Origin of the sequence: Microbacterium cremeum (assembly GCF_015277855.1) — a bacterium.
Taxonomy (GTDB): Bacteria; Actinomycetota; Actinomycetes; order Actinomycetales; family Microbacteriaceae; genus Microbacterium; species Microbacterium cremeum.
Genome location: NZ_CP063812.1, coordinates 203,584 through 227,441 on the forward strand (window position 1 = coordinate 203,584; position 23,858 = coordinate 227,441).

Annotated in this window: 18 protein-coding genes; 10 read left to right on the forward strand and 8 right to left on the reverse strand. The window is 70.7% G+C overall.

All coding sequences use genetic code 11. From position 1 onward, the window contains the following. Positions 1 to 11 precede the first annotated feature (11 nt). From IM778_RS00900 to IM778_RS00910, 3 genes are all read right to left on the reverse strand, one after another. Entirely contained in the window at positions 12 to 860 is an 849-nt protein-coding gene (locus IM778_RS00900; RefSeq protein ID WP_194410233.1) for an energy-coupling factor transporter transmembrane component T, read from the reverse strand. Next, the gene (locus IM778_RS00905; protein ID WP_228484672.1) at positions 857 to 2,842 is read right to left on the reverse strand and encodes an ABC transporter ATP-binding protein; all 1,986 of its coding nucleotides are present in this window, start codon (positions 2,840 to 2,842) and stop codon (positions 857 to 859) included. The genes IM778_RS00900 and IM778_RS00905 overlap by 4 nt, the downstream gene beginning before the upstream one ends. A gap of 72 nt (positions 2,843 to 2,914) precedes the next feature. Continuing rightward, a complete protein-coding gene (locus IM778_RS00910; RefSeq protein WP_194410234.1) occupies positions 2,915 to 3,466 on the reverse strand; it encodes an ECF transporter S component in 552 nt (183 codons plus the stop codon). A 141-nt stretch (positions 3,467 to 3,607) separates the two neighbouring features. On the opposite strand from IM778_RS00910, the gene IM778_RS00915 reads away from it, so the two are divergent. Further along, positions 3,608 to 6,613, forward strand: coding sequence for a S8 family serine peptidase (locus IM778_RS00915; protein WP_194410235.1), 3,006 nt, complete (start codon positions 3,608 to 3,610; stop codon positions 6,611 to 6,613). Between the two features lie 96 nt (positions 6,614 to 6,709). Here IM778_RS00915 and IM778_RS00920 read toward each other — a convergent pair whose 3' ends face one another. Both IM778_RS00920 and IM778_RS00925 read right to left on the reverse strand, forming a co-directional pair. After that, a complete protein-coding gene (locus tag IM778_RS00920) occupies positions 6,710 to 7,747 on the reverse strand; it encodes a pirin family protein (RefSeq protein ID WP_194410236.1) in 1,038 nt (345 codons plus the stop codon). Position 7,748: 1 nt separating this feature from the next. Beyond that, positions 7,749 to 8,069: a GNAT family N-acetyltransferase gene (locus IM778_RS00925; RefSeq protein ID WP_194410237.1), complete on the reverse strand. Its 321-nt coding sequence runs from the start codon at positions 8,067 to 8,069 to the stop codon at positions 7,749 to 7,751. Between the two features lie 95 nt (positions 8,070 to 8,164). On the opposite strand from IM778_RS00925, the gene IM778_RS00930 reads away from it, so the two are divergent. Then, on the forward strand, positions 8,165 to 10,849 hold the full coding sequence (locus tag IM778_RS00930; RefSeq protein WP_194410238.1) for a DEAD/DEAH box helicase: 2,685 nt from the start codon (positions 8,165 to 8,167) through the stop codon (positions 10,847 to 10,849). A 417-nt stretch (positions 10,850 to 11,266) separates the two neighbouring features. Here the strand turns inward: IM778_RS00930 and IM778_RS00935 are convergent, their stop codons facing one another. Beyond that, positions 11,267 to 12,142, reverse strand: a complete 876-nt coding sequence (locus IM778_RS00935) for an SDR family oxidoreductase (RefSeq protein WP_194410239.1) — start codon at positions 12,140 to 12,142, stop codon at positions 11,267 to 11,269. Between the two features lie 91 nt (positions 12,143 to 12,233). Here IM778_RS00935 and IM778_RS00940 point away from each other — a divergent pair, with 91 nt between their 5' ends. Beyond that, positions 12,234 to 12,824: a DUF1697 domain-containing protein gene (locus IM778_RS00940; protein WP_228484673.1), complete on the forward strand. Its 591-nt coding sequence runs from the start codon at positions 12,234 to 12,236 to the stop codon at positions 12,822 to 12,824. 3 nt (positions 12,825 to 12,827) lie between these two features. Here IM778_RS00940 and IM778_RS00945 read toward each other — a convergent pair whose 3' ends face one another. After that, positions 12,828 to 13,640 carry a DeoR/GlpR family DNA-binding transcription regulator gene (locus IM778_RS00945; protein WP_194410240.1) on the reverse strand — a complete coding sequence of 271 codons (813 nt, stop codon included), beginning with the start codon at positions 13,638 to 13,640 and terminating at the stop codon, positions 12,828 to 12,830. Positions 13,641 to 13,862: 222 nt separating this feature from the next. On the opposite strand from IM778_RS00945, the gene IM778_RS00950 reads away from it, so the two are divergent. From IM778_RS00950 to recQ, 7 genes are all read left to right on the forward strand, one after another. Continuing rightward, entirely contained in the window at positions 13,863 to 15,158 is a 1,296-nt protein-coding gene (locus IM778_RS00950) for an ABC transporter substrate-binding protein (protein WP_228484674.1), read from the forward strand. Positions 15,159 to 15,237: 79 nt separating this feature from the next. Further along, positions 15,238 to 16,161, forward strand: coding sequence for a carbohydrate ABC transporter permease (locus tag IM778_RS00955; RefSeq protein ID WP_194410241.1), 924 nt, complete (start codon positions 15,238 to 15,240; stop codon positions 16,159 to 16,161). 1 nt (position 16,162) lies between these two features. After that, complete coding sequence (locus tag IM778_RS00960; RefSeq protein ID WP_194410242.1) at positions 16,163 to 17,008, forward strand: carbohydrate ABC transporter permease; 846 nt, start codon at positions 16,163 to 16,165, stop codon at positions 17,006 to 17,008. 34 nt (positions 17,009 to 17,042) lie between these two features. Next, positions 17,043 to 17,906, forward strand: a complete 864-nt coding sequence (locus IM778_RS00965; RefSeq protein ID WP_194410243.1) for a ketose-bisphosphate aldolase — start codon at positions 17,043 to 17,045, stop codon at positions 17,904 to 17,906. A 27-nt stretch (positions 17,907 to 17,933) separates the two neighbouring features. Beyond that, positions 17,934 to 19,175: an ADP-dependent glucokinase/phosphofructokinase gene (locus IM778_RS00970; protein WP_194410244.1), complete on the forward strand. Its 1,242-nt coding sequence runs from the start codon at positions 17,934 to 17,936 to the stop codon at positions 19,173 to 19,175. Beyond that, on the forward strand, positions 19,172 to 20,170 hold the full coding sequence (locus IM778_RS00975; RefSeq protein ID WP_194410245.1) for a class I mannose-6-phosphate isomerase: 999 nt from the start codon (positions 19,172 to 19,174) through the stop codon (positions 20,168 to 20,170). Before IM778_RS00970 ends, IM778_RS00975 begins: the two co-directional genes overlap by 4 nt. Positions 20,171 to 20,301: 131 nt before the next feature. Beyond that, positions 20,302 to 22,362, forward strand: coding sequence for a DNA helicase RecQ (recQ, locus tag IM778_RS00980; protein WP_194411663.1), 2,061 nt, complete (start codon positions 20,302 to 20,304; stop codon positions 22,360 to 22,362). Positions 22,363 to 22,450: 88 nt separating this feature from the next. On the opposite strand, the gene IM778_RS00985 is transcribed toward recQ, so the two are convergent. Next, positions 22,451 to 23,734 (reverse strand): TetR/AcrR family transcriptional regulator, encoded by a 1,284-nt coding sequence (locus IM778_RS00985; RefSeq protein WP_228484675.1) that lies wholly within the window; start codon positions 23,732 to 23,734, stop codon positions 22,451 to 22,453. Positions 23,735 to 23,858 lie beyond the last annotated feature (124 nt).

Genomic DNA, 23,858 nt, shown 5'->3' on the forward strand with positions numbered 1-23,858 from the left:
GGGTCAGGGGGCTACAGGCTCCACGGGAAGAGGAGCCAGAAGAGGGCGGCCGAGACCGCCCAGAAGAGCACGATGAAGACGGTGTCGCGTGCGCGGAACGGCACCAGATATCGCTCGGTGCGGTCGAGGTGCGCGCCGAATGCGCGGGCGTCCATCGCGAGGGCCACCCGCTCGGCGTGGCGGATCGCGCCCGCCATGAGCGGCACGACGTACCCGAACCAGCGCGCCACCGCGGCGAACGGACCGCGGCCGCCGTGGGCGCCACGCACCCGGTGCGCCTGGCGGATCACGTCGAGCTCGTGCCCGAAGCGGGGCACGAAGCGGAACGCGGCGAGCGCCGTGTAGCCGATGCGGTACGGCACGCGCAGCTGCTGCACACCGGCGCGCACCAGGTCGGGCCCGGTCGTCGACAGACCGGCGATGAGGGTGAGTGCGACGATCGCCGCGAGCCGCAGTCCCGTCGCGAAGCCGACGTCGAGAGCGCCGCCGTACAGCGTCCACCCCCCGATCTGCCACACGACGACGGACTGGTCGACGCGGGAGGCATCGGTCCACAGCGAGAAGCCGAACCCGATCACGAGGGCGCCGAGGGGCAGCGCCAGCAGCAGGATCGCCGCGAGGCGCCGCGTGAACTTCACGCCCACCAGCAGCACGACGTACGCGAGCACGAGGAACGCGGCCGGGGTCGCGGCATCCCTCACGAACACCAGCAGCACCATCGCGGGAAGCGGCGCCGCGAGCTTCGCGAGCGGGTTGAGGCCGTAGAGGAAGCGGACCGGGGATGCCTCGACCCGCCGCGAGTACGGATCGAACGACGAGTGCGCGGCCGTCGCCGCGGTCAGGGGTCCGGTCTCGGTCATCCGGCACCCCCGCGCGGATGTGGAGTCCGAGCCGGCGTACCGAACTCCTGAGATTCTGCGGTCGAGCGGTCGGAATCGGCGGGTTCGGGCGAATCCGCGCAGTTCTTCAGGAGTTCGGACCGGGGACGAGCAGGTGTCGGCGCCAGGGGGAGGTCGGTCGCGGGGCCGGGGAGGTCGGCGAGCCGGGACACGCGCGAGAGCTGCGGATGCCGCTGCAGCCCGCGCAGGGCGCGTCGCAGCGGCGGGGGGCGCAGGCCGGCGCGGGCGATGAGGTCGTCGTCGGCGAAGATCTCCGAGGTCGGGCCTGCCGCGAGCACGCGTCCTTCGGCCATCACGACCGTGCGGTGCGCGTAGTCGGTGACCAGCTGCATGTCGTGGGTGACGACGATGATCGTGGTGCCTTCGGCGTTGAGCTCCGACAGCAGTGCGAGCAGCTCGTCGGCGCGCGCGCGATCCTGCCCGAACGTCGGCTCGTCGAGCACCAGCACGGGCGAACCGCCGACGAGCGCGGTGCCGACCGACAGCCGCCGCTTCTGCCCGCCCGACAGCAGGAACGGGTGGCTGTCGGCCTTGTCGCCGAGCCCGAACCGCTCCAGGAGCGCCTCGGTGCGGGCGCGCACCTCGTCGTCGGGCAGGTGGCGGCGGCGAAGGCCGTGCGCGATCTCGTCGAACACCGTGTGCGCGATGAACTGGTGCTCGGGGTTCTGGAACACGTACCCGATGCGGGCGCTGAGCGCACGCGCCCCGGCGCGGGCGACGTCGATGCCGTCGACGTGCACGGTGCCGCGCGGCGGCGGCACGACGCCGGCGAGCGCTTGGATGAGGCTGGTCTTTCCGGCCCCGTTCGCACCCACCACCGCGACGAACTCGCCGCGCGGGATGTCGAGATCGACGCCGTGGAGCACCTCGCTCCGGCCACGACGCAGCGTGAGGTTGCGGGCGGTGATGAGCGGTGTTTGAGGCTCACGGTCGTCGAGCGAGCGGGGGCCGGTGAGCGACCGGAGCGGGGGGCCGTCCTCGGCGTCGAGCGCGGCGCGCAGCTCGTCCGGGGTGAGCGGGAGCGGGTCGAGGGCGAACCCCGCGCGCCGCAGCCGCAGCGCGGCGAGAGTCGACACGGGCAGCCACACCCCCATCGCCTGCAGCTCGCCGGCGCGGTGGCGCAGCACCTCGTCGACGGTGCCGTCGGCGGCCAGCCGCCCGTGGTGGTCGAGCACGACGACGCGGTCGACGAACCCGATCGCCGCGTCGAGGTTGTGCTCCACGAGCAGGATCGCCCGGTCGCCGGCCGAGACGAGCTCGGCGAGCGCCGCGTACACCTCTTCGATCCCGCGCGGGTCCAGGTTCGCGGTCGGCTCGTCGAGCACGAGCAGCGGAGAGCCCATCGCGAGCGCGCACGCGATCGCGAGCCGCTGGCGTCCCCCGCCCGAGAGGCGGTCGGGGTTCTCGGTGCGGCGCTCCCACAGCCCGACCCGGCGCAACGCGGACTCCGCTCGCGCGAGCACCTCGGTCACCGGCATCCGCAGGTTCTCGGGGCCGAAGGCCACCTCGTCGAGGAGCGTGCCGGTCACCAGCTGCGCGTCGGGGTCCTGGAAGACCATGCCCACCCGCGTGCTGAGTTCGGCGACGGTCGACTCGTGCGTGTCGAGCCCGTCGATGCGCACGGTGCCCGACACCGCCGCGGGGACCGCGTGCGGAATGAGCCCGTTGAGCGCGAGCGTCAGCGTGGACTTGCCCGATCCGCTCGGGCCGAGCAGCAGCACCACCTCGCCGGCCGCGATGTCGAACGTGACCGGGCCCACCTGCCCGGAGGCTCCGCTCGACGCGCCGGCGGCGAGTGGAGGGGGCGTGACGGATGCCGGAACCGGATCGGTCTCGCCCTCGTGCGTGATCGCGACCGCGCGCAGGCTCGCGAGGGTCCGCGAGGCGGGGACGCCGAGGTGCGCCGCACGCGCGGCGGAAGGGTCGCGCTCGTGTGCGGTCACGGAGACTTCCGAGGAGAGGTGAACTTAGCCTCCCCTAATTTAGCCCAGCCTTACCAGCGGGCGCGACCGGTCTCAGAGCCGGCTGCGGCGCGCGACCCCCGCACGGCGCAGGGCCGCGCCGATCGCCAGGCCCACCGCCGTCCAGGCGACGGGCCCGACGACGAACAGCGAGACGTAGACGACCTGGCCCCAGAACGGGAACTTCGACACGTCGGCGGCGAACCAGATCGCGACCGCGATGACCACGCCGACGATGACTGCCGAGACGAAGAAGCGCCAGGGCTCCCAGCGCCGGTAGCGCGACATCGCGGCGACGAGCTCCTGGAGGCCGCCGATGAGGATCGCCGTGCCGACGTAGCGGCCGATCCACAGCGGCACGATCGCGCTCGCGACGAGCGCGGCGATGAGGTGCGTGATGAGCGCGACCCATGGCCGCCGCAGCAGATCCTGCGCGACGACGCCGGGCAGCACGTGGACGCCGAGCACGAGCCCGTAGAGGATCGGAACACCGGCCGAGATGAAGCCGCTGATGGCTCCCGCCCCCGCCTGCAGCACACCGGTCGCCACGCCGATGGCCGCACACGTGAGCAGAACGCTCGTAGAAAGTCGGAAAGTCGGCGCCACCTGCCCAGGCTACCGGCCGTCGGCGGCGCGTTTCTCACAGAGCTCTCATTTACTGGGATTCACCTGAGAGTTACGTTGGAGCGAGCTGCGCCCCAACGATGTGGCGCAGCACTTTCTGCAGGACCACGATGGAGGCCAAACATGGGTCGATCCTCCGTGCGGGCAGCAGCGGTCGTCACACTCGCCGCACTGTTCACCGGTACAGCCACCGCCAGCTTCGGCGCAGCACCGGAGGGGGTGAACACACCCATACCGATCGATTCGCCGGCAGGCCGATACATCGTGCTGCTCAAGGACGCACCGCTGGCCACCTACGAGGGCGGCGAGGCCGGGATCCAGCGCACGAAGCCCGACAAGGGCAAGCAGCTCGACGCCCACTCCGCGAACTCGCAGAAGTACATCGCGCACCTGAAGAACGAGCAGAAGGCCGTCGCCGACGCCGCAGGCGTCGAGCCTGCGGCGACCTACCAGGTGACCCTCAACGGCTTCACCGCCGACCTCGACAGCTCGGCGGTCGCCAAGCTCCGCAGCGACAAGAACGTCCTCGGCGTGTTCGCCGACGAGGTCCGCCACCCCGTGGCGGTTCCGTCGACCGAGTTCCTGGGCCTGGGTGCCGGCGATGCCGGCAGCGGAGGCGTGTGGGATGCCGTCGGCGGCGTCGACGAGGCCGGCCAGGGTGTCGTCGTGGGCGTGGTCGACACCGGCATCGCGCCGGAGAACCCCTCCTTCGCCGGCGCCAAGCTGAAGAACAAGCGCGGCGCCGAGCCGTGGGTCGAGGGTGACACCGTCGTCTACGAGAAGGCGGACGGCACGCAGTTCCGCAGCACGCGCGTCGCGGGTCAGAACTGGAGCAAGCAGGCGTACTCGACGAAGCTGGTCGGCGGGCAGGCGTTCTACTCCGGTGCCGCGGCTGCTGGCTTCGACTTCAAGTACGACTTCAAGTCCCCCCGCGACGGAGACGGTCACGGCTCGCACACCGCCAGCACGGCCGCCGGCAACTTCGGGGTCGACACCACCGTCGAGGGCATCGACTTCGGCAAGATCTCGGGCGTCGCGCCCGCGGCCAAGGTCGCGTCGTACAAGGCGTGCTACGTCGGCCCGGACGTGCTGGCCACGAACGACGACATCTGCGCCCTGAGCGACCTGCTGTCGGCGATCGACCAGGCCGTCGCCGACGGCGTCGACGTCATCAACTACTCGATCGGCGGTGGTGCGGCCAAGACCGTGCTGCAGCCCGAGGACGTGTCCTTCTTCAACGCGGCCGCGGCGGGCGTCTTCGTCGCGGTGAGCGCGGGCAACGACGGCCCCGGCGCCGTGACGGCCGACCACGCGTCGCCGTGGTACACCACGGTCGCGGCATCCACCATCCCGACGTATGAGGGCACCGTCCAGCTGCCCAACGGGTTCGAGGCGGTCGGTGCGTCGGTCACGGTCCCCTTCGGCGAGACCATGACCGGACCGGTTGTGTACTCGGGCGATGTCGCCGCGGCGGGCGCCGCGCAGGCAGAGGCCGAGCTGTGCTACCTCGGCACGCTCGACCCCGCCAAGGTCGCCGGCAAGATCGTGGTGTGCGACCGCGGGGTCATCGCCCGCGTCGAGAAGTCGCAGTCCGTCGCCGAAGCCGGTGGTGCGGGCATGATCCTCGTGAACGTCACGCCGGGCTCGCTCGACAACGACTTCCACTCGGTGCCGACCGTGCACATCGACGCGCAGCACCGCACGGCGCTGCTCGACTACGTGCGCAACACGGCCGATGCCACCGCGACGCTCGTGGGTGACAACGTCTCGGGCGTCGAGACCCCGACCCCGCAGGTCGCCGGGTTCTCGAGCCGCGGCCCGATGCTCGCCGACGGTGCGGACGTGCTGAAGCCGGACGTGTCGGCTCCTGGCGTCGCGATCCTCGCGGCGACGCACAACGCGTCGGGTGCCGCGCCGACCTTCGGCTTCAAGTCGGGCACCTCGATGTCGTCGCCGCAGGTGGCGGGCCTCGGCGCGCTGTACCTCGGCGAGCGGCCGCTCGCGGCTCCCGGTGAGATCAAGTCGGCGCTCATGACGACCGCGTACAACACGGTGGGGGCCGACGGCTCCGACAGCACCGACCCGTTCGCGCAGGGCGCCGGACACGTCGACCCGACGAAGTACTTCGAGCCGGGCCTGGTCTACCAGAACGGCGCTGCCGACTGGGCGGCCTATCTCGAAGGACTCGGCCTGGCCGCGTTCGACGGGATCGACCCGATCGACGCGAGCGACCTCAACCTCGCCTCGATCGCGATCGGCACGTTCCCCGGCCCGCAGACCGTCACCCGCTCGGTGACCTCGACGCAGGCCGGCACGTTCACCGCTGCGATCGACGTCCCCGGAATCGACGCGGTCGTCGAGCCCAGCACGCTGACCTTCGGCGCTGCGGGCGAGACGAAGGAGTTCACGGTCACCTTCTCGAAGACGGATGCCGCCGTCGAGGAGTGGGCCACGGGCTTCCTGACGTGGACCTCCGGCGCGACCGCGGTGCGCTCCCCGATCGCGATCTTCCCCGTCACGGCGGCCGCTCCGGCCGACGTGGAGGGCAACGGCGCCGAGGGCAGCATCGAGATCGAGATCACGCCGGGCCTGTCGGGCGAGCTGCCGCTCAACCTCGCGGGCCTCGCTCCGGAGCAGGTGCTGATCAACGGCACCGAGACCACGGGCGCCGCCGACGACGGCTACACGTACGAGCTGGTCGAGGTGACCGAGGGCACGGAGCTCGCCCGCTTCGCGCTCGACTCGTCGGATGACACCGGGTCGGACCTCGACCTCTCGGTCTACCGCGTGGTCGGTCCCGAGGACTGGCGCTACTACCAGGTGTGGCAGTCCGCGTCGGCGTCCGCCGACGAGTCGGTGCAGCTGACCGCGCCGACTCCGGGCTACTACCTGATCGAAGCGCACGTGTACTCGTACACGGCTCCGTTCACGTGGACGGCCACCTCGGCGGTCGTCACGCCCGGCGGCCTCGGATCGCTCACGGCGACGCCGAACCCGCTCCCGGTCACCGAGTCCGTGCCCACGCAGTACACGCTGTCGTGGTCGGGTCTCGAGGCCGGCAGCTACCTGGGTGTCGTCCGTTACGGCGACTCGCAGGTGCGCACCGTCGTCTCGGTCGACGTGCCGTAACGAACTGCACAAAGGGGAGGCGCCCGGGCCCAGGCCCGGGCGCCTCTTCCGTTCGCGGGGCGCCCGAAGCGCGGCGCACCTGCGGACCGCGTGGAGTCAGACGCGGCGCCGGCGGCGCGTGAGCCGCACGGCAGGCAGCGGCGGAGCCGGAATGCGCTCGTCGCCGTGACCCACGACGTGCCCGAACCGCTCCGCGCCCGAGCCCGTCCCGGCGCCGGTCGAAGCGTCCGCCTCCCACGCCTCGCGCGCTTCGACGATCTCTTCGTGCGAGCGGCCGACGAAGTTCCACCACATCACGATGTCGTCTTCGAACGGCTCGCCGCCGAGCAGGAACAGCGTCGCGCCGGTCGTGCTCGAGACCACGACGTGATCCCGACGGATGCCGAGATAGAGCAGGTGCGCGCCGTCGAGCGTGACGGGTGCGCCGGCCGCGCCGGCCTCGACGGCGACCTCGCCCTCGACCGCCACCAGCGCATGCTCCCACGCGGGGTCCAGCGGCACGCGCACGGTCGACCCGGGCGCGATGCGCAGCTCGGCGCCCACGATGGGGGTGTACGTCGTCGCCGGCGACGAGACGTCGGCGAAATCGCCGAGCACCACCGTCGCGCTGCCGTCCTCGCCCGCGGCCGCCGGGAGCGGCACGTCGGGCAGCACGGCGTGCTGCTCGAAGGCGGGAGGTCCGTGGCGCCGGGACTCGGGGAGGGCGACCCACAGCTGCAGCGCGTCGAGCGGCACGGCATCCTCGCCGACCGAGTACTCGGAGTGGGCGATCCCCGCACCGCTCGTCATGAGGTTGAGGGCCCCGCGTCGCACGACGACGTCGCTGCCGAGGGTGTCGCGGTGGCGAACCTCGCCCCGGTAGGGCCACGTCACGGTCTGCAGCCCGATGTGGGGGTGCGGCTCGACGCGCATGCGCGCGACCTGCGGTCCGAACCGGTCGAGGAAGCACCACGCGCCGACGAGCGGCAGCTCGCGCTGCGGCAGCGAGCGGTGGACCTCCATCGCCCGGACCCCGCCGAGCGGCACCTCGCGGGTCTCGAGCAGCAGCGCCCGCGGTCCGTCGGCCGCGGAATCCGGTTCCTGGGGGCGTCGGAGGACGGATTCGACGCCCGGCGTCGCGTCCAGCCGGGTCATGTCAGTGTGCGCTCACGCGCGAGGGCCACTCGACCTCGAGCCCCGGCACGTCGTTCTCGCGCAGATAGCGCACCACGACGGGGCACAGCGGCACGACCGTCTCCCCACGGCGCGCGGAGTCTGCCATCGCTTCGGCCACCACCGTCTGCGCCAGTCCGCGACCCCGGAACGCGGGATCGGTCTCGGTGTGCGGGTACACGTAGCGCCCGCGGGAGTCGAGCGAGAACTCGGTGTAGCCGGCGAGCACGTCGCCCACCCACACCTCGTATCGGTTCTCGTCGTCGTTGCGTCGGACGGTGATCTGGTCCTCGGAGGCGGGCATCGGCATCCTTTCGTCGTCCTCTTCTCAACGTAGGTGCGCGCGGGGATGTTCCGCCACCGTGCGGCAGGCGCCGGATCGTGGGGCAGACTCGGACGGTGACACTCCTCGAGACGATCGCGGCCGCGGCCGAGGCATCGGCACGCGAATCGCCGGACGCCGACGCGCTCTACGACGCGTTCGTGGAGTGGGCGGGCGACCAGGGGTTCGCGCTGTACCCGGCGCAGGACGAGGCCGTCATCGAGATCGTGTCGGAGTCGCACGTGATCCTGTCGACCCCGACCGGCACCGGCAAGTCGCTCGTGGCAGTCGCCGCGCACGCGGCGTGCGTCGCCCGCGGCGGGCGCACGTACTACACCGCTCCGATCAAAGCGCTGGTGAGCGAGAAGTTCTTCGCACTCGTCGAGATCTTCGGCGCCGCCAACGTCGGCATGGTCACCGGCGACTCGTCGGTGAACCCGGATGCGCCGATCGTGTGCTGCACGGCAGAGATCCTCGCGAACCTCGCCCTCCGCCAGGGCGCCGATGCCGCGGTCGACCAGGTGGTGATGGACGAGTTCCACTACTACGGCGACCCCGAGCGCGGCTGGGCGTGGCAAGTGCCGCTGCTGCTCCTGCCGCGCGCGCAGTTCGTGCTGATGTCGGCGACGCTTGGCGACGTCACGGCGATCGCTCAAGACCTCGAGCGTCGCACCGGCCGCCCGGTCTCGCGCATCACCGGAGTCGAGCGCCCCGTGCCGCTGCACTTCTCGTACGCGCGCACGCCCATCCACGAGACCGTCGATGAGCTGCTGCAGACCGGGCAGTCGCCCGTGTACGTCGTCCACTTCTCGCAGGCCGCGGCGATGGAGCGCGCCCAGGCGCTGTCGTCGATCAAGATCGTCAGCCGCGAGCAGCGCGACGCCATCGCCGAGGCGATCGGAGGGTTCCGGTTCACGACGGCCTTCGGCCGCACCCTCTCGCGGTACGTGCGCGCGGGGATCGGCGTGCACCACGCCGGCATGCTGCCGCGCTACCGGCGCCTGGTCGAGACGCTCGCGCAGCGCGGGCTGCTGCGGGTCATCTGCGGCACCGACACCCTGGGCGTCGGCATCAACGTGCCGATCCGCACCGTGCTCATCACGGCGCTGTCGAAGTTCGACGGCACGAAGATGCGCCAGCTGTCGGCCCGCGAGTTCCACCAGATCTCCGGCCGCGCCGGCCGCGCCGGCTTCGACACCGCCGGCACCGTCGTGGTGATGGCGCCCGAGTGGGAGATCGAGAACGAGGCGGCGCTGCGCAAGGCCGGCGACGACCCCGCCAAGCGCAAGAAGATCGTGCGCAAGAAGGCGCCGACCGGCGTGGTCAACTGGGGTCTCGGCTCGTTCGAGCGCCTCGTCGAGGCCGAGCCCGAGCCGCTCGTGCCGCACCTGCAGCTGACCGCGGCGATGCTCATCAACGTCATCGCTCGCGGCGGGGACGTGTTCGAGAACGTCCGGTCGCTCGTCTTCGACAATCACGAGCCGCGCGCGCGGCGCTACGAGCTCGCGCGGCGCGCGATCGCGATCTTCCGCACGCTGCTGACGGCCGGCGTGGTCGAGATCGACCGCGCGGATGCCGACGACGCCTCGTCTCGCTTCGCTCGTTCCGCGACCGAGAGCACCCGGTCGTCGAGCGAGCGAGGGGCGAGCGAGACGAATCGCACCGGGCGTGCGGGCGACGGCGGTCCCCGCATCCGTCTCACCGTCGATCTGCAGCCGAACTTCGCGCTCAACCAGCCGCTCTCACCGTTCGCGCTCGCCGCGATCGAGCTGCTCGACCCCTCGACGGGCGCGGGGACCGGGAATGCGGAGGGCGCGGGGACCGGGAATGCGGGCGTCGGCGCCGGCACGGGCCACTACGCACTCGATGTCGTGAGCATCATCGAGGCGACGCTCGATGATCCCCGGCCGGTCCTGTCGCAGCAGGAGCACAAGGCTCGCGGCGAGGCCGTCGCCGCCATGAAGCAGGAGGGCATGGACTACGACGAGCGCATGGAGGCGCTCGAGGAGGTCACCTACCCCAAGCCGCTCGAAGAGCTGCTGACGCAGGCCTACGAGGTGTTCGCGTCGAGCCAACCGTGGATCCGCGACTTCGAGCTGTCGCCGAAGTCCGTCGTGCGTGACATGTTCGAGCGCGCCCTGTCGTTCTCGGAGCTCATCTCGCTGTACCAGCTCGCGCGCAGCGAGGGCCTCGTGCTGCGGTACCTGTCGGACGCGTACCGCGCGATCCGGCAGACCGTTCCCGCCGAGGCGCAGACCGAAGACCTGCACGACCTCGTCGCGTGGCTCGGCGAGGTCGTGCGGCAGGTCGATTCGAGCCTCGTCGACGAGTGGGAGGCGCTGATCAACCCCGTCGACGACCCGACGGCGCCGGTGGTGCCGCCCGCGCCACCGTCGGTGCTCACGAACCGCCGCGCGTTCGGCGTGCTGGTGCGCAACGAGCTGTTCCGTCGCGTGCAGCTGGCCGCCCGGCAGCGTGACGACGAACTCGTCGAGCTCGATCCCGAGGCCGACTGGCCGGCGGCCCTCGACGCCTACTTCGACGAGCACGACGAGATCCTCACCGGCGGCCCCGCGCGCTCGCCCCGCCTCGTGACAGTGGACGAGACGGATGCCGCGGCCGACGGCGTCTGGCGCGTCGAGCAGACGATCGACGACCCCGAGGGTCACCACGACTGGCGCATCCGGGCCGTCGTCGACCTCGCCGCCTCGGAGGAGTCCGGCACCGCCGTGGTGCGCATCACCGAGGTCGTTCGTCTCTAGCGCCCGGCGTCGGCGCGCCGCGCGGCGCGGGTGCGGGGTGCGGGTGCGCGGTGCGACGTGCGGGTGCTCCGCAGTCACAAAGTGCGGTTCCGCGTGGTTCGGATGCGCGAAAAGTGACTGCGGAGCCTTCCGACGCGGAACGCGATGGCGGTCCGCAGTCACAAGATGCGGGTCTGGGCGGGGTGGATGCGCGGAAAGTGACTGCGGAGCCGCGGGGCGCGGGAGCGTGGAGTGCGGGGCGCGGGAGCGCGCGGCGCCGAGGGGGATGTTCTCCGCAGTCACTAGGTGCGGGTCTGGGCGGGGTAGATGCGCGAAAAGCGACTGCGGAACCCCGGAGCCCCCGGAGCCCCCGGAGCCCCCGGAGCCCCCGGAGCCCCGGGAAACCCCGAGCCCCGGAAACCCCGAGCCCGGGGGGGTCTAGGCGAGGCGCAGGCCGCCGTCGGTGGTCAGCACCTGGCCGACCACCCAGGCTCCGGCATCCGTCGCCAGCCACCCGATGAGGCGCGCAGGGTCGTCCGGCTCGCCGTAACGGCCGAACGGGGTGGCGCGCATCCAGGCCTCGATCTCTTCGAGCGGCCGGTCGGTCGTCTCGGGATCGAGGTACCCGGTGTTCACGGGACCGGGGTCGATCGTGTTGAGGATGATCCCGAGGGTCAGGAGCTCGGCGCCCACCGTCGTGGTGAGACCCGCGAGCACCGCCTTGCTCGCGGCGTACGCGACCTCGCCCGGCATGGGCCCGTGGATCTGGCCCGACGTCATCCAGAACACGCGTCCCGTCGGCTGGGTGAACGGCCCCTTCCGCTCGATGCGCTCGCCGGGGCGCGATCCGGCGGACTCACCGCCGTGGAGCGCCGCGAACTCGCGCGTCAGCAGGATGGTCGATCGCGCGTTCGTCTGCCAGAACGCGTCGAGCCGCTCGGCCGTCATGTCGAGGATCGAGCCGTCGCCGCCCGACAGGGCGTGGTTGCAGACGAGGACGTCGAGCCGGCCGGTCAACGCGCGAGCGGCCTCGATGACGACGGGGACGGATGCCGCATCCCGCAGGTCGGCACCGATGTCGCCGAGCTGCGCGCCCGGCGTCAGCTCCGCCCGCAGCCCCGCGCGCACCGCGTCGAGGTCGTCGGAGCCCCACGGCTGATCGTCGTCGTGGGGTGAGTAGTGGTGGATGAAGACGTCGGCGCCGAGCCGCGCGAACTGCCGGGCGACGGCGAAGCCGATGCCGCGACGGCGCGAGACGCCGGTGACGAGCGCGGTCCTGCCGCGCAGCGGAAGGGGTTCGGTGTGAGGGAACAATGCAATGCCTTTCCTGGCAGCCGCGACGCGGCATGCCGATTCGGCGCCCGCTCGGGACGCGATGGTGACGAAGGCGGGTCACAGGCATTGCATGACGACGACGATAACGGATGCCGCGGGCCGCGGCATCCGTCATGATGACGTCATGCCGACTTACGTGGCGTTCCTGCGCGCGATCAATCTCGGCGCCAACCGGAAGTTCCCCAAGGACGACATCCGCCGTGCGGTCGAGGGCGTGGGGTTCACCGACGTCGAGACCCACATCAACACCGGCAACGTGCGCTTTTCGACGCCCATGCGCTCGCGCGCGAAGATCGAGGCCGCGCTCGAGTCGGCGTTCCTCGCCGACCGGGGGTTCGAGGTGCCGGCGATCGTCTACTCGATCGCCGAGTTCGCCGAGATCGCCCGGGACGCCGACCGGCTGAGCGGCGAGAACCCCGGTCTCGCGCGTCACTACGTCTACCTCATGAAGGACGAGCTGCCCGACGAGACCGTCGCCCGCATCGCGGCGCTGAAGACGGATGCCGGAGAGATGGTCGTGCGCGGGCGCGCAGCGCATGCGCTGCTGCGCCCCGGGTACGAGGCGGGCACGGTCGACCCGCTGGGCGCGGCGAAGCTGCTCGGCGTCGCGACGAACCGCAATCTCAACGTCGTGACGACGCTCGCGCAGAAGTGGGCGTGAGCGTCACGGTGTGAGCACCTGCACCTCGGCGGCCTCGAGCGCGGCCGCGAGGTCGGGCGGCGGCGGCGCGTCGGTGACGAACCAGTCGGCGCGGCCGAGCTCCGCGATCTGCGCGAACAGACGCCGACCGAGCTTCGTCGAGTCGGCGAGGATCGCGACCTTGGAGGCGTGCGCCATCATCTCGGCCATCATCGCGGCATCGCCCAGGTTGCTGGTCGAGTAGCCGGTGCCCGACACCGCTCCGACGGCGATGATGGCGAGGTCGGCCTGCACCTCCAGCTGCTCGCCCGCCGGCGTGAGCTGGAAGCTCACGGGACCGGTCGTGGTCTGTGCGATCGTGCGCACGGCTCCGCCGAACACGTAGAGGTCGCGCAGCGCCTTCACCGGGATCTCCGCCGGGATGCGGAGGTTGTTGGTCGCGACCGTCAGTTCCCGGTGATCACGCAGGGCGCGGGCGACCGCGAGCGTCGTGGTTCCGCCGTTCAGCATGAGCACCGATCCGTCGACGACAAGACCCGCGGCGAGCTCGGCGATGGCCTCCTTCTCGGCCGTCTGCATGCGCATGCGCACGTCCATGCCGCGGTCGCTGCGGGGCGCCGAGGCGATGCTGACGGCTCCTCCATGGGTACGGATGAGGAGTCCCTCGGCATCGAGCTGATCGAGGTCACGTCGGATCGTGTCGATCGAGACGTTGAACTGCTCGGCGATCTCACCGACCGTCAGCTGGCCGGTGGTGGTCAGCAGTTCGAGGACGGCCGCGCGGCGGCCCGCGGGCAAACGGCGCGACCGGTCGGACGTGGTCCCATCGTTCGCCATAAGCAATTCCTAACACATCGGTGGGCGCCGTCACGGTCGGTTGTGCAGAAAACAGCGTAAAACGGCACAGTCCTAAGCACCACTCGCCCGCCAGGCAGAGCCCGCAAAGTCACGAGTTCATCTCGCTGGTTGACCATCCTGCCGTCGAGGGCTAGCATCGCAGACGTCGCAACAAACTGCAAAGAAAAGCGTAAAGCGGCAAATACCGGAAGAAGGAGAATCATGAGCAAGGACGCTCTCGGACGCCGCCGTCTGGTGAAGATCGCCGGAGCGGCCGTGGCGACGGTCGGCATGCTGGCGGTCGCCGGCTGCTCGGGATCCGGTGGCGGCGATGCCACCGACTCCGGCGACGTCACGATCGAATTCGCACAGTGGTGGGAGCCGGAACTGCCCGACGGCGCCTTCCGCGGCTTGATGGACCAGTTCGAGGAGGAGAACCCCGGCATCACCGTCGAACTGGTGAGCGGGCCGTATGCCTCGACGAAGGAGCAGCTGTTCGCGGGTGCCGCGTCGGGGACAATGCCCGACGTCGTCGGCTTGGACGGCGCATGGGTCAACGACTTCGCCAGCCAGGGAGTGATCGCCGACCTCACCGCCCTCATGGCCGAGGCCGACTACGACGACAGCGAGCTGGCGAGCCAGATCCAGGTCGACGGCGCGACCTACATGATCCCCGTCGTCAACTTCGTCTACCCGCTCTTCACCAACGACGACCTGCTCGCGCAGGCCGGTGTGGACGCTCCGCCGAGCACCCGCACCGAGTTCGCCGATGCCGCAGCGGCGGTTGCGGGCCTCGGCGGCGACACATCGGGATGGGTGCTCCCGCTCTCACTCGAAGCCCCGAACGGCGTGCAGAACGACGTCATGTCGTGGGTATGGGCCTCGGGCGGCACGATGCTGGACGACGGTCAGCCCGATGTCACCAACGACGACGTCCGCGGCGCGGTCGAGTACATCCAAGGCATGTGGGACGACGACGTCATCGCTCCCGGCTCCTTCACGATGAAGGAGCAGGACAAGGTCGAGGAGTTCACGAACGGCCGCGTCGGCATGATGATCGACTCGCTCGCCCACATCAACCTGATCCGCGAGACGAACCCCGATCTGAGCTTCTCCATCTCGGCGATCCCCGCCGAGGACGGCTACGACGGCGAGCGCGGCATCCCCTACGCCTCGTGGGGCATCGGCGTCGCCGAGAACTCCGAGAACAAGGATGCGGCGTTCAAGTTCGTGGAGTTCCTCATGAGTGAAGACGTCAACTCGGAGCTGTCGTCGATCGCCAACGCGTTCCCCGGCAACGTCGACTCGGTTCCCGACTTCGTCGGTGACGACGAGCTCTTCGCGACGGCGTTCGAGATCTACCAGGCGGGCTACCCGGCGAACGAGTTCACGGGCCTCCCCGTCGCCGAGGAGCTCATGCGCCAGTTCGGCGAGCAGCTCCAGGCGATGCTGGACGGCCAGCAGAGCGTCGACGAGATGCTCGACAACACGCAGGCGGCCTGGGAAGCGGAGTTCTGAACGACCCCTTCCCCCTCGAGACCGGGTGCCACGCCGTGAACGGCCGCGGCGTGGCACCCGACCAGAGAAGAGCTGACTCATGCAACCAGTGATCGCACCAGACACGGTGACTCTCGTCGTCGGTCCCGAGCAGGGACGGCGGCGGCGGAATCGGACGAAGACCCTGGAGTCCTACGGATTCCTCGCCCCGACGCTGATCCTCCTGCTCGTCCTGATGATCGTCCCGATCGTCATGGTCGTGGGGTACTCGTTCCTGGACAACGTGATCCTGAACAAGAACCCCGAGTTCGTCGGCATCCAGAACTATCTGACGATCCTGGGTGACAGCGGCTTCATCCGGGCGATCTCGAACACCCTCGTCTTCACCATCACGAGCGTCGTCGCCCACCTCGTGCTCGGGCTCACGTTCGCGATGCTCCTCAACAGCGAGCTCATCGGCCGCGTGCCGCGCGCCATCTTCCGGGCGCTGTACATCCTCCCGTGGCTGTTCACCGCCGCCGTCATCGCGGTGCTGTGGCGGATGCTCCTCGCACCCAACGGCGTCGTCAACTACCTCCTCAACACCGACGTCGAGTGGCTGGCGTCCCCGGAACTCGCCCTGGGGTCGGTGACCTTCATCAACATCTGGGCGGGGTACCCCTTCTTCATGGTGAGCCTCCTCGCGGGTCTCCAGGGCATCCCGGCAGAGCTGCACGAGGCGGCCCGCGTCGACGGCGCCAGCGGCATCCAGCGCTTCTTCAACGTCACCATCCCGCAGCTGCGGCCGATCATCGTGAGTCTGGTGCTGCTCGACCTCATCTGGACGTCGCAGCAGTTCGCGCTGATCTGGATGACCACCGGCGGCGGTCCGATCAACGTCACCGAGATGCTCAGCACCTACACGTACAAGCTCGCGTTCAGCAAGTACGACTTCGCTCTCGCCTCGACCAGCGCGGTGCTCGTGCTGCTCCTGTCGATGGTGCTCGCGTTCTTCTACGTGCGTCACCAGAAGGCGAGGGACTGACATGGCCATGACCGTCAAAGCGCGACGGCGCACGATGCGCGCCGGCGTCGTGATCGGCCTCGTTCTCGGTGCGATCTTCGCGGCCGCGCCCGTGCTCTGGATGCTGTCGAGCTCGTTCAAGTCGAACACCGAGATCTTCGAGCTGCCGCCGCGCCTGCTGACCGACAGCTTCTCGTTCGACGCGTACATCGCGATCTTCACCGACCCCGAGAAGCTCCGCTTCTTCCTCAACAGCTACATCGTCGCCGGCTCGGTCACGCTGCTGACCCTGTTCGTCGCGATCCAGGCGGCGTACGCGTTCAGCAGGTTCGAGTTCCGCGGCAAGCGGATCTTCAACGTCATGATCGTGAGCGTTCAGGCGGTGCCGCCCATCACGCTGCTCATCCCGTACTTCGGTCTCGTGGTGCTGCTCGGGCTGTACAACACCTACCCCGGACTCATCTTCACGTACATGGTGTTCACGCTGCCCTACGCGATCATCATGATGACGGGCTACTTCAACACCCTCCCGCGCGAGCTCGACGAGGCCGTGCGGGTCGACGGAGCCGGATCCTTCACCGCGCTCTGGCGCGTGCTCGTGCCGATCTCGGTGCCCGGCATCGTCTCGGTCGGCGTCTACACGTTCATGATCGCGTGGAACGAGTACCTCTTCGCGCTGACCCTCACGCGCACGGTCGACATGCGCACCGTGCCGATCGGCATCCAGCTGCTCATGGGCCAGCACTCGTACGAGTGGAACGAGATCATGGCGATGAGCATCCTCGGGTCGATCCCCGTCCTCGTCCTCTTCCTGTTCTTCCAGCGCTACTTCATCAGCGGGCTGACCTCCGGGTCGGTCAAGAGCTGACGCGCGCCCAGACCACCATCGAAAGGGAAACCCCGTGCTCTACACCGGCAAGTCCATCCTCGACGTCGCGAACGCGAACGGCTTCGCGATCCCGGCCTTCAACATCAGCGACTGGGCGATGTTCAACGGAATCATGGACATCAGCGAGGAGACGCAGGCTCCGGTCATCATCGCGATCCACCCCGACGAGGTCTCGCACATCACGACTGATCTCATCCCGGCGATGCACGCCCGCGCGCACCGCTCGAGTGTCCCCGTCGCGATCCACTGGGACCACGGCGGCACGTTCGAGCAGATGATCACGGCGATCCACGCCGGGTTCACGTCGGTCATGATCGATGCGTCGCTGAAGCCGTTCGACGAGAACGTGGCCCTGACGCGCAAGGTCGTCGAAGCGGCGCACGCGGTCGGCATCCAGGTCGAGGGCGAGCTCGGCACGATCGGCGCCAACGACAGCTACGGCGAGTCCGGCGCCGACGAGATCATCTACACGAACCCCGACGACGCCGTGCGCTTCGTGGAACAGACCGGGGTCGACAGCCTCGCGATCGCGATCGGCACGTCGCACGGTCTCTACCCGGCAGACCGCAATCCCGAGCTGCGCCACGACCTGCTGCAGGAGATCAAGGCGGCGGTCGGGATCCCGCTCGTGCTGCACGGCGGGTCGGGCAACCCCGACAGCGAGCTGAGCCGCGCCGTGGAGCTCGGGATCAACAAGATCAACATCTCGAGCGACATCAAGGTCTCGTACCACAACCGCATGCGGCAGGTGCTCGGCACCGACGAGCGCCTCCGCGAGCCGAACGCGATCCAGCCGGCGCCGATCGCGGCGATGAAGGTGACGGCCGCCGAGAAGATCGAGCTCTTCGGTGCCGCCGGCAAGGCTTCGCTGTACTGACCGGTCCGAGCGGGGGAGGATCTGGCTGTGACCCCGGAACTGGTGCTCGGCCTCGGCGGCACCGTCGACTACGAGATCGCGTGGGATCCCGCCGTGCTCGAGGCGCTGGCCCTCGAGCACGGCATCCGCTCCCGCGATCTGGACTCGTCCGTCCCGGTGGACGACGAGCGGAGCCTCGTGATCACGACGCTCGCGCTGCTGCGCGACGGGCGGGGCGGTGAGAGGTTCGTGTCGTCGGCCGACGTGCTCGAGCGATTCGCTTCGCGCTTCCGGCACGAGACGACCCTCGGCGGCACGTGCGTGCGCGCCGCCCTCGCGATGGCCCGCGTGGGCATCGCGAGCACCGTGCACCTCGTGAGCATCGACGACACCGTGCGTGCACTCCTGCCGCCCGAGGTGTCCTGGGTCTCCAGCGCCGAGCAGGATTCGACCGAACCGCACGTCATCGTGCAGTATCCGGCGGGAACGGTCGTGCGCCTGGCCGATGCCGACATCGTTGCGCCGCATCCGAACCGGCTCATCTACGTCAACGACCGGCCCAACCGTGAGCTCGTCATCGCGCCGGAGCTGCCCGGGCTGATCGCGGGCGCCCACGTGTTCCTCGCCTCCGGTTTCAACACGATCCAGGATGCCTCGATCCTCGACGACCGGATCGCCACCGTGGTGCGCGCCATCGCCGAGCGGCCCGCGGGCGCCGTGGCGATCTTCGAGGACGCCGGCTCGCACGAAGCCGCCCACGGACTGCGCGTGCGCGACGCGATGGCGCCCGTGGTCGACGTCTACGGGCTCAACGAGGACGAGCTGTTCGCCTACCTCGGCGGCGCGTTCGACCTGCTCGACGCGGAGGCCGCGCATCGAGGGCTGAGCAGGGCGGTCGAGCTGATCCCCGCCCGTACTCTGGTCGTGCACACCAAGCACTGGGCCGTCGCAGTGGCCGACGAGGCGCCGCGATGGCGGGCGGCGCTCGAGGGCGGCACGACTATGGCCGCGACGCGCTTCCGTATCGGCGACGCGCTCGACGCTCGTGAGTACGCGGCGACTCAGGAGCTTCCCCGGCAGCGCGCGGCGATCGCGTTCGGGGCCGAGCTGGAGCGACGGTTCGCGGGCCGCGCCGCGTGCGTTCCCGCGTACGACCTCGATGTGGCATCCCCCACCACGATCGGGCTCGGCGATACGTTCGTGGGCGGCTTCATCGCGGCACTCGCGCCGCACCACGAGCGCACGGGCCCAGCCGCAGCAGCGTTCTCGGCGAAGGGAGACGCGGCGTGACGATCCTGGTGCTGCCGTCCAACCGGCCGGCCGCGCGGTTCTACCGCGGAGGTCGTCGCATCACCGACCTCCGCGGCGAACCGCCCGCGGCGGAGTACGAACCGGAGGACTGGGTGGCGTCGGTGACGCCCGTGAACGGCGAGGCGCCCACGGGGCAGACCGCCCTGGCGGACGGCAGGCTGCTCGCCGACGAGATCGGCGCCGACCCGCGCGGATGGCTCGGGCCTGCGCACACCGCCGCCTTCGGCGCAGACCCGATGCTGCTCGTCAAGCTCCTCGACGCCGGGCAGCGGCTCCCGGTGCACGCGCATCCCGACGGTCCGTGGGCGGCTGCCCACCTCGGGGCGTCTCACGGCAAGACCGAGGCGTGGTACATCCTGCGTCCCGGTCACGTGCATCTCGCGCTCGCGCGCGACCTGGGCCGGGAAGAGCTCGCCGCCGTCGTCCAACGGCAGGACACCGCGACGATGCTCGGCGCGATGCACCGGCTGGAAGTCGGCCCGGGCGATGTCGTCCACGTGCCCGCGGGAGTGCTGCACGCGATCGGCGAAGGCATCCTGCTCGTCGAGCTTCAGGAGCCCGAGGACTTGTCGATCCTCGTGGAGTGGGAGGGTTTCGCCATCGACGGACCGGCGAAGGGGCACCTCGGCGTCGGATTCGAGACGGCCCTCGGCGCGGTCGAACGCACGGCCCGCACACGCGAGGACGTGGCCGCGCTCGTGCATCGCGCGGGCACCGACGGACCGCTCCTGCCTGCCGAGGCGGCTCGCTTCTTCCGGCTCGAACGTGTCGTGGTCGACGGCTCGGCGTTGCTCGATCGCGGATTCGCCGTCGTGATCGTGCTCGGCGGCGAGCTCGAGGCTGTCGGAGGGCACGGCAGCGCCTCGACGCTGCTTGTCCGCGGCTCGACGGCAGTCCTCCCGCACGCCGAAGGGCCGGTGAGCATCCGCGGCCGGGGTGAGCTGCTGGTGTGCCGGCCGCCGCTGCCGCGCTGAGCGCCCGCTCCTCCCCAGGAAGCGACCTCGCACGCGTATCCACGGATCCCCCGTGGGCGGAGGCGGAGTCGGATGCCGCGGCTACCCTGGGACGGGTGACCGATGCGCAGGGCGACCCGTACGCCGACCTCATGTGGGCCGACGCCGACGCCCCGCCGCCCGACGACCATCCTCCGGTCCCCGAGTTCGCCGCAGGGCCGGACGACGGCTGGCTCCCGCCGCCCGACCCGCAGGCAGGAGGCGTCGCGGCGTTCGACGCCTCCGAGGGCGCCGGCCCGCCACGCCGGTCGTCGAGTGCACGCCGCGAAGCGGCGAGCGAATCGAGACACACGGGCGCCGACGCGCGCACGGTGCTGCGCGAGGTGTACGGATACGACGCGTTCCGCGGCGAGCAGGGCGCGATCGTCGAGCACGTCATCGGCGGCGGCGACGCGGTCGTGCTCATGCCCACCGGTGGCGGCAAGAGCGTCTGCTACCAGGTGCCGGCCCTCGTGCGCCCGGGCACCGGCTTGGTCGTCAGCCCGCTCATCGCGCTCATGCACGATCAGGTCGACGCGCTGCTGGCCAACGGCGTGCGCGCGGCGTACCTCAACTCGACGCAGTCCCCGCCCGAGCGCGCCGCGGTCGAACGCGCGTACCTCGAGGGCGAGCTCGACCTGCTGTACGTCGCACCCGAGCGGCTCAACACCGAGTCCATGCTCCGGTTCCTCGCGCGGGGCCGGCTGAGCGTCATCGCGATCGACGAGGCCCATTGCGTGTCGCAGTGGGGCCACGACTTCCGCCCCGACTACCTCGCGCTGGGCGCGCTCGCCGAGCGCTTCCCGGGGGTGCCGCGGCTCGCGCTCACCGCGACGGCGACGCCCGCGACGCATCGCGAGATGACCGAGCGGCTGGTGCTGCCGAACGCGCGCCACTTCGTCTCGAGCTTCGACCGGCCCAACATCCAGTACCGCATCGAGACCAAGACCGACCCGCGGCGTCAGCTGGTCGCCTTCATCCGCTCCCTTCGACAGGCTCAGGACGGCGCCCTTCGACAGGCTCAGGACAGCGCCCAGGGCCCGGGCGCCGCGGGCATCGTGTACGCGCTCAGCCGCAAGTCGGTGGAGCAGACGGCCGAGTTCCTCTCGGGCCAGGGCATCGACGCGCTGCCGTACCACGCGGGACTTCCCGCCGAGACGCGCGCGGCGAACCAGGCCCGGTTCCTCCGCGAGGACGGCGTCGTGATGGTCGCGACGATCGCGTTCGGCATGGGCATCGACAAGCCCGACGTGCGGTTCGTCGCGCACATCGACCTGCCGAAGTCGGTCGAGGGGTACTACCAGGAGACCGGTCGCGCGGGCCGCGACGGCGAGGCATCCATCGCCTGGATGGCCTACGGACTCGGCGATGTCGTGCAGCAGCGTCGCATGATCGACCAGTCGCCCGGCGACCGCGCGTACAAGATGCGCCTGGGTCAGCACCTGGACGCGATGCTGGCGCTGTGCGAGACGGTCGGATGCCGCCGCCAGAACCTGCTCGGCTACTTCGGCGAGGACTCCGCCCCGTGCGGCAACTGCGACACCTGCCTCGAAGCACCCGACACGTGGGACGGCCTGATCCCCGCGCAGAAGCTGCTGTCGACGATCGTGCGGTTGCAGCGCGAGCGCGGCCAGGCGTTCGGCGCCGGTCACCTCGTCGACATCCTGCGCGGCGCCTCGACCGACCGCATCCGGCAGCAGGGCCACGACTCGCTCTCGACGTACGGGCTCGGTGCCGACCTCAGCGACCAGGACTGGCGCAGCGTGATCCGGCAGCTGCTGGCCCGAGGCATCCTCGTCGCCCGCGGCGAGTACGGAACCCTGGCCCTCGGCGAGCCCGCGGCCGCCGTGCTGCGCGGTGAGACGGCGGTGCCGTTGCGCCGCGATGTGCTCGGCCGCGCCGGCGGGGCGACCCGGGTGCGCAAGACCGCCGCTCCCGACGACCTCGCGCCGGGCGACGTCGCGCTCTTCGAGGCGCTGCGCGCGTGGCGTGCCGGCGTCGCGAAAGAGCTCGGCGTGCCCGCCTACATCGTGTTCGGCGATTCGACCCTCCGCGCGCTGGCGCAGCGGCGCCCCGCGAGCCTCGCCGACCTCGACGGTGTCACCGGCATCGGGGCGAAGAAGCGCGAGGCCTATGGCGAGGCCGTGCTCGAGGTCGTCGCGACGGCCGCCTGACCTGCGTGCGGTCGCCGCCTGACCTGCTTGCGGTCGCCCGCCTGACCTGCTCGCGGTCACCCGCCGTCGCCCGCCGCCTGCTCGCGGGTCAACCGCGGGGCAGGACGTCGTCGAGGTGCGCGGTGAGCTCGGCCGCGACATCCACCGCGTCGCGGTCGTAGAGCCACTGGTACTGCAGGCCGTCCCACAGGGCGACGAGCCAGACGGCCTCGAACTCGGGATCGCGGTGCGACGGCAGGTCGCCGTCCTGCCGGGCGGCGCGGAACAACGCCGCGAAGTGGTCGACCACACCCCGGAAGCGGCGCTCGAAGTAGGCGTGTGCCGGGTGGTCGGCGGGCACGGCCTCGCACGAGAGCACCGCGTACACCTCGACGAGGCCGGGGGCGCCCTGGGCGTTGTCGGACGCGCCGGCGGGGAGGGCGCGCAGCTCGTCGGCCGCGCGCTCGGCTCGCACGTACGACTCGCGGGTCTCGATGCGCCGGTCGCGCTCGCTGAGCACGGCGCTGAGGAGCTCCTCTTTCGAGCGGTAGTAGTGCAGCAGCATCGACTTCGAGACGCCGACCCGCTCGGCGATGTCGCGCAGGCTCGTGTCGCCGTACCCCTCCTGGGCGAACAGGCTGCTGGCGCCCTCGAGGATCAGCGCGCGCCGTTCGCGCCCGACGCGATAGCCGACATCGGCGCCGGCGGCAGGCGCGAGGGCCGCGAACGAGGGCATCGGGGGCACGGGTGCCGCGTGGGCGGCGGGCGCCGGATCGGCCGGATCACGCCACCCGACGGGCAGAGTCAGGTCCTGTTCGTGCGCTTCGAGTGCAGCGACGATGTCGACGCGCTCCGGCAGATACTGCGCGAGCAGCTGCAGCCCGTCCCACGCGGCCGCCAGCCGGACGGCCTCTCCGGCGGGATCCCGATCGGCCGCGACACCGTCGTGCGCGATGGACTCCTCGATGGCATCGGCCGACAGGGCTCGCAGCCGCGCGTAGCGGTCGCGCATGAACTCGTGCGCCGGATGGGCGGGGGTGGATGCCTCGCCCGTGAGCGCCGCGAAGAGGGCGAGGTAGCCGGGCACGGTCTCGTTGTGCCGTGCCAGCTCGCTGCCGTAGCCGAATGCACCGGGCTGGTCGCCGGCGAGCCGGTCGAGCAGGCGACGCTCGTTCTCCTTCTCGAACGAGTCCACCACCGCGGCGAGCAGTTCGTCCTTCGTGGCGAAGTGGCGAAGCAGGCCGGGATGGCTGATCCCGGCGGCGGCGGCGACGTCGCGCAGCGACGTGGCACGGTACCCGCGTGCGACGAACGTCTCGTGGGCCGCATCGACGATCGCGGCGCGCGTGCGCTCGGTGCGCGCGCTGCGCACCGAACCCGTCGTCGTCGTCACTGCGTGTCCCTCCCGCTTCGCGTCTCTCATCCTAGGACGCCCGGATTACCACTCGGTCGTATTTCAGTTACCACTCGGTCGATATTCATGTATCGTTCCGGAGGGGTCGCCTCGCCGCCGAGCG

What these genes read in the sequence shown, in the direction of transcription:
- IM778_RS00900 (WP_194410233.1), bottom strand. Translation starts at nt 860, where the DNA reads ATGACCGAGACCGGACCCCTGACCGCGGCGACGGCCGCGCACTCGTCG.
- IM778_RS00915 (WP_194410235.1), top strand. Translation starts at nt 3,608, where the DNA reads ATGGGTCGATCCTCCGTGCGGGCAGCAGCGGTCGTCACACTCGCCGCA.
- IM778_RS00920 (WP_194410236.1), bottom strand. Translation starts at nt 7,747, where the DNA reads ATGACCCGGCTGGACGCGACGCCGGGCGTCGAATCCGTCCTCCGACGC.
- IM778_RS00925 (WP_194410237.1), bottom strand. Translation starts at nt 8,069, where the DNA reads ATGCCCGCCTCCGAGGACCAGATCACCGTCCGACGCAACGACGACGAG.
- IM778_RS00940 (WP_228484673.1), top strand. Translation starts at nt 12,234, where the DNA reads ATGACGACGACGATAACGGATGCCGCGGGCCGCGGCATCCGTCATGAT.
- IM778_RS00945 (WP_194410240.1), bottom strand. Translation starts at nt 13,640, where the DNA reads ATGGCGAACGATGGGACCACGTCCGACCGGTCGCGCCGTTTGCCCGCG.
- IM778_RS00950 (WP_228484674.1), top strand. Translation starts at nt 13,863, where the DNA reads ATGAGCAAGGACGCTCTCGGACGCCGCCGTCTGGTGAAGATCGCCGGA.
- IM778_RS00955 (WP_194410241.1), top strand. Translation starts at nt 15,238, where the DNA reads ATGCAACCAGTGATCGCACCAGACACGGTGACTCTCGTCGTCGGTCCC.
- IM778_RS00960 (WP_194410242.1), top strand. Translation starts at nt 16,163, where the DNA reads ATGGCCATGACCGTCAAAGCGCGACGGCGCACGATGCGCGCCGGCGTC.
- recQ (WP_194411663.1), top strand. Translation starts at nt 20,302, where the DNA reads ATGTGGGCCGACGCCGACGCCCCGCCGCCCGACGACCATCCTCCGGTC.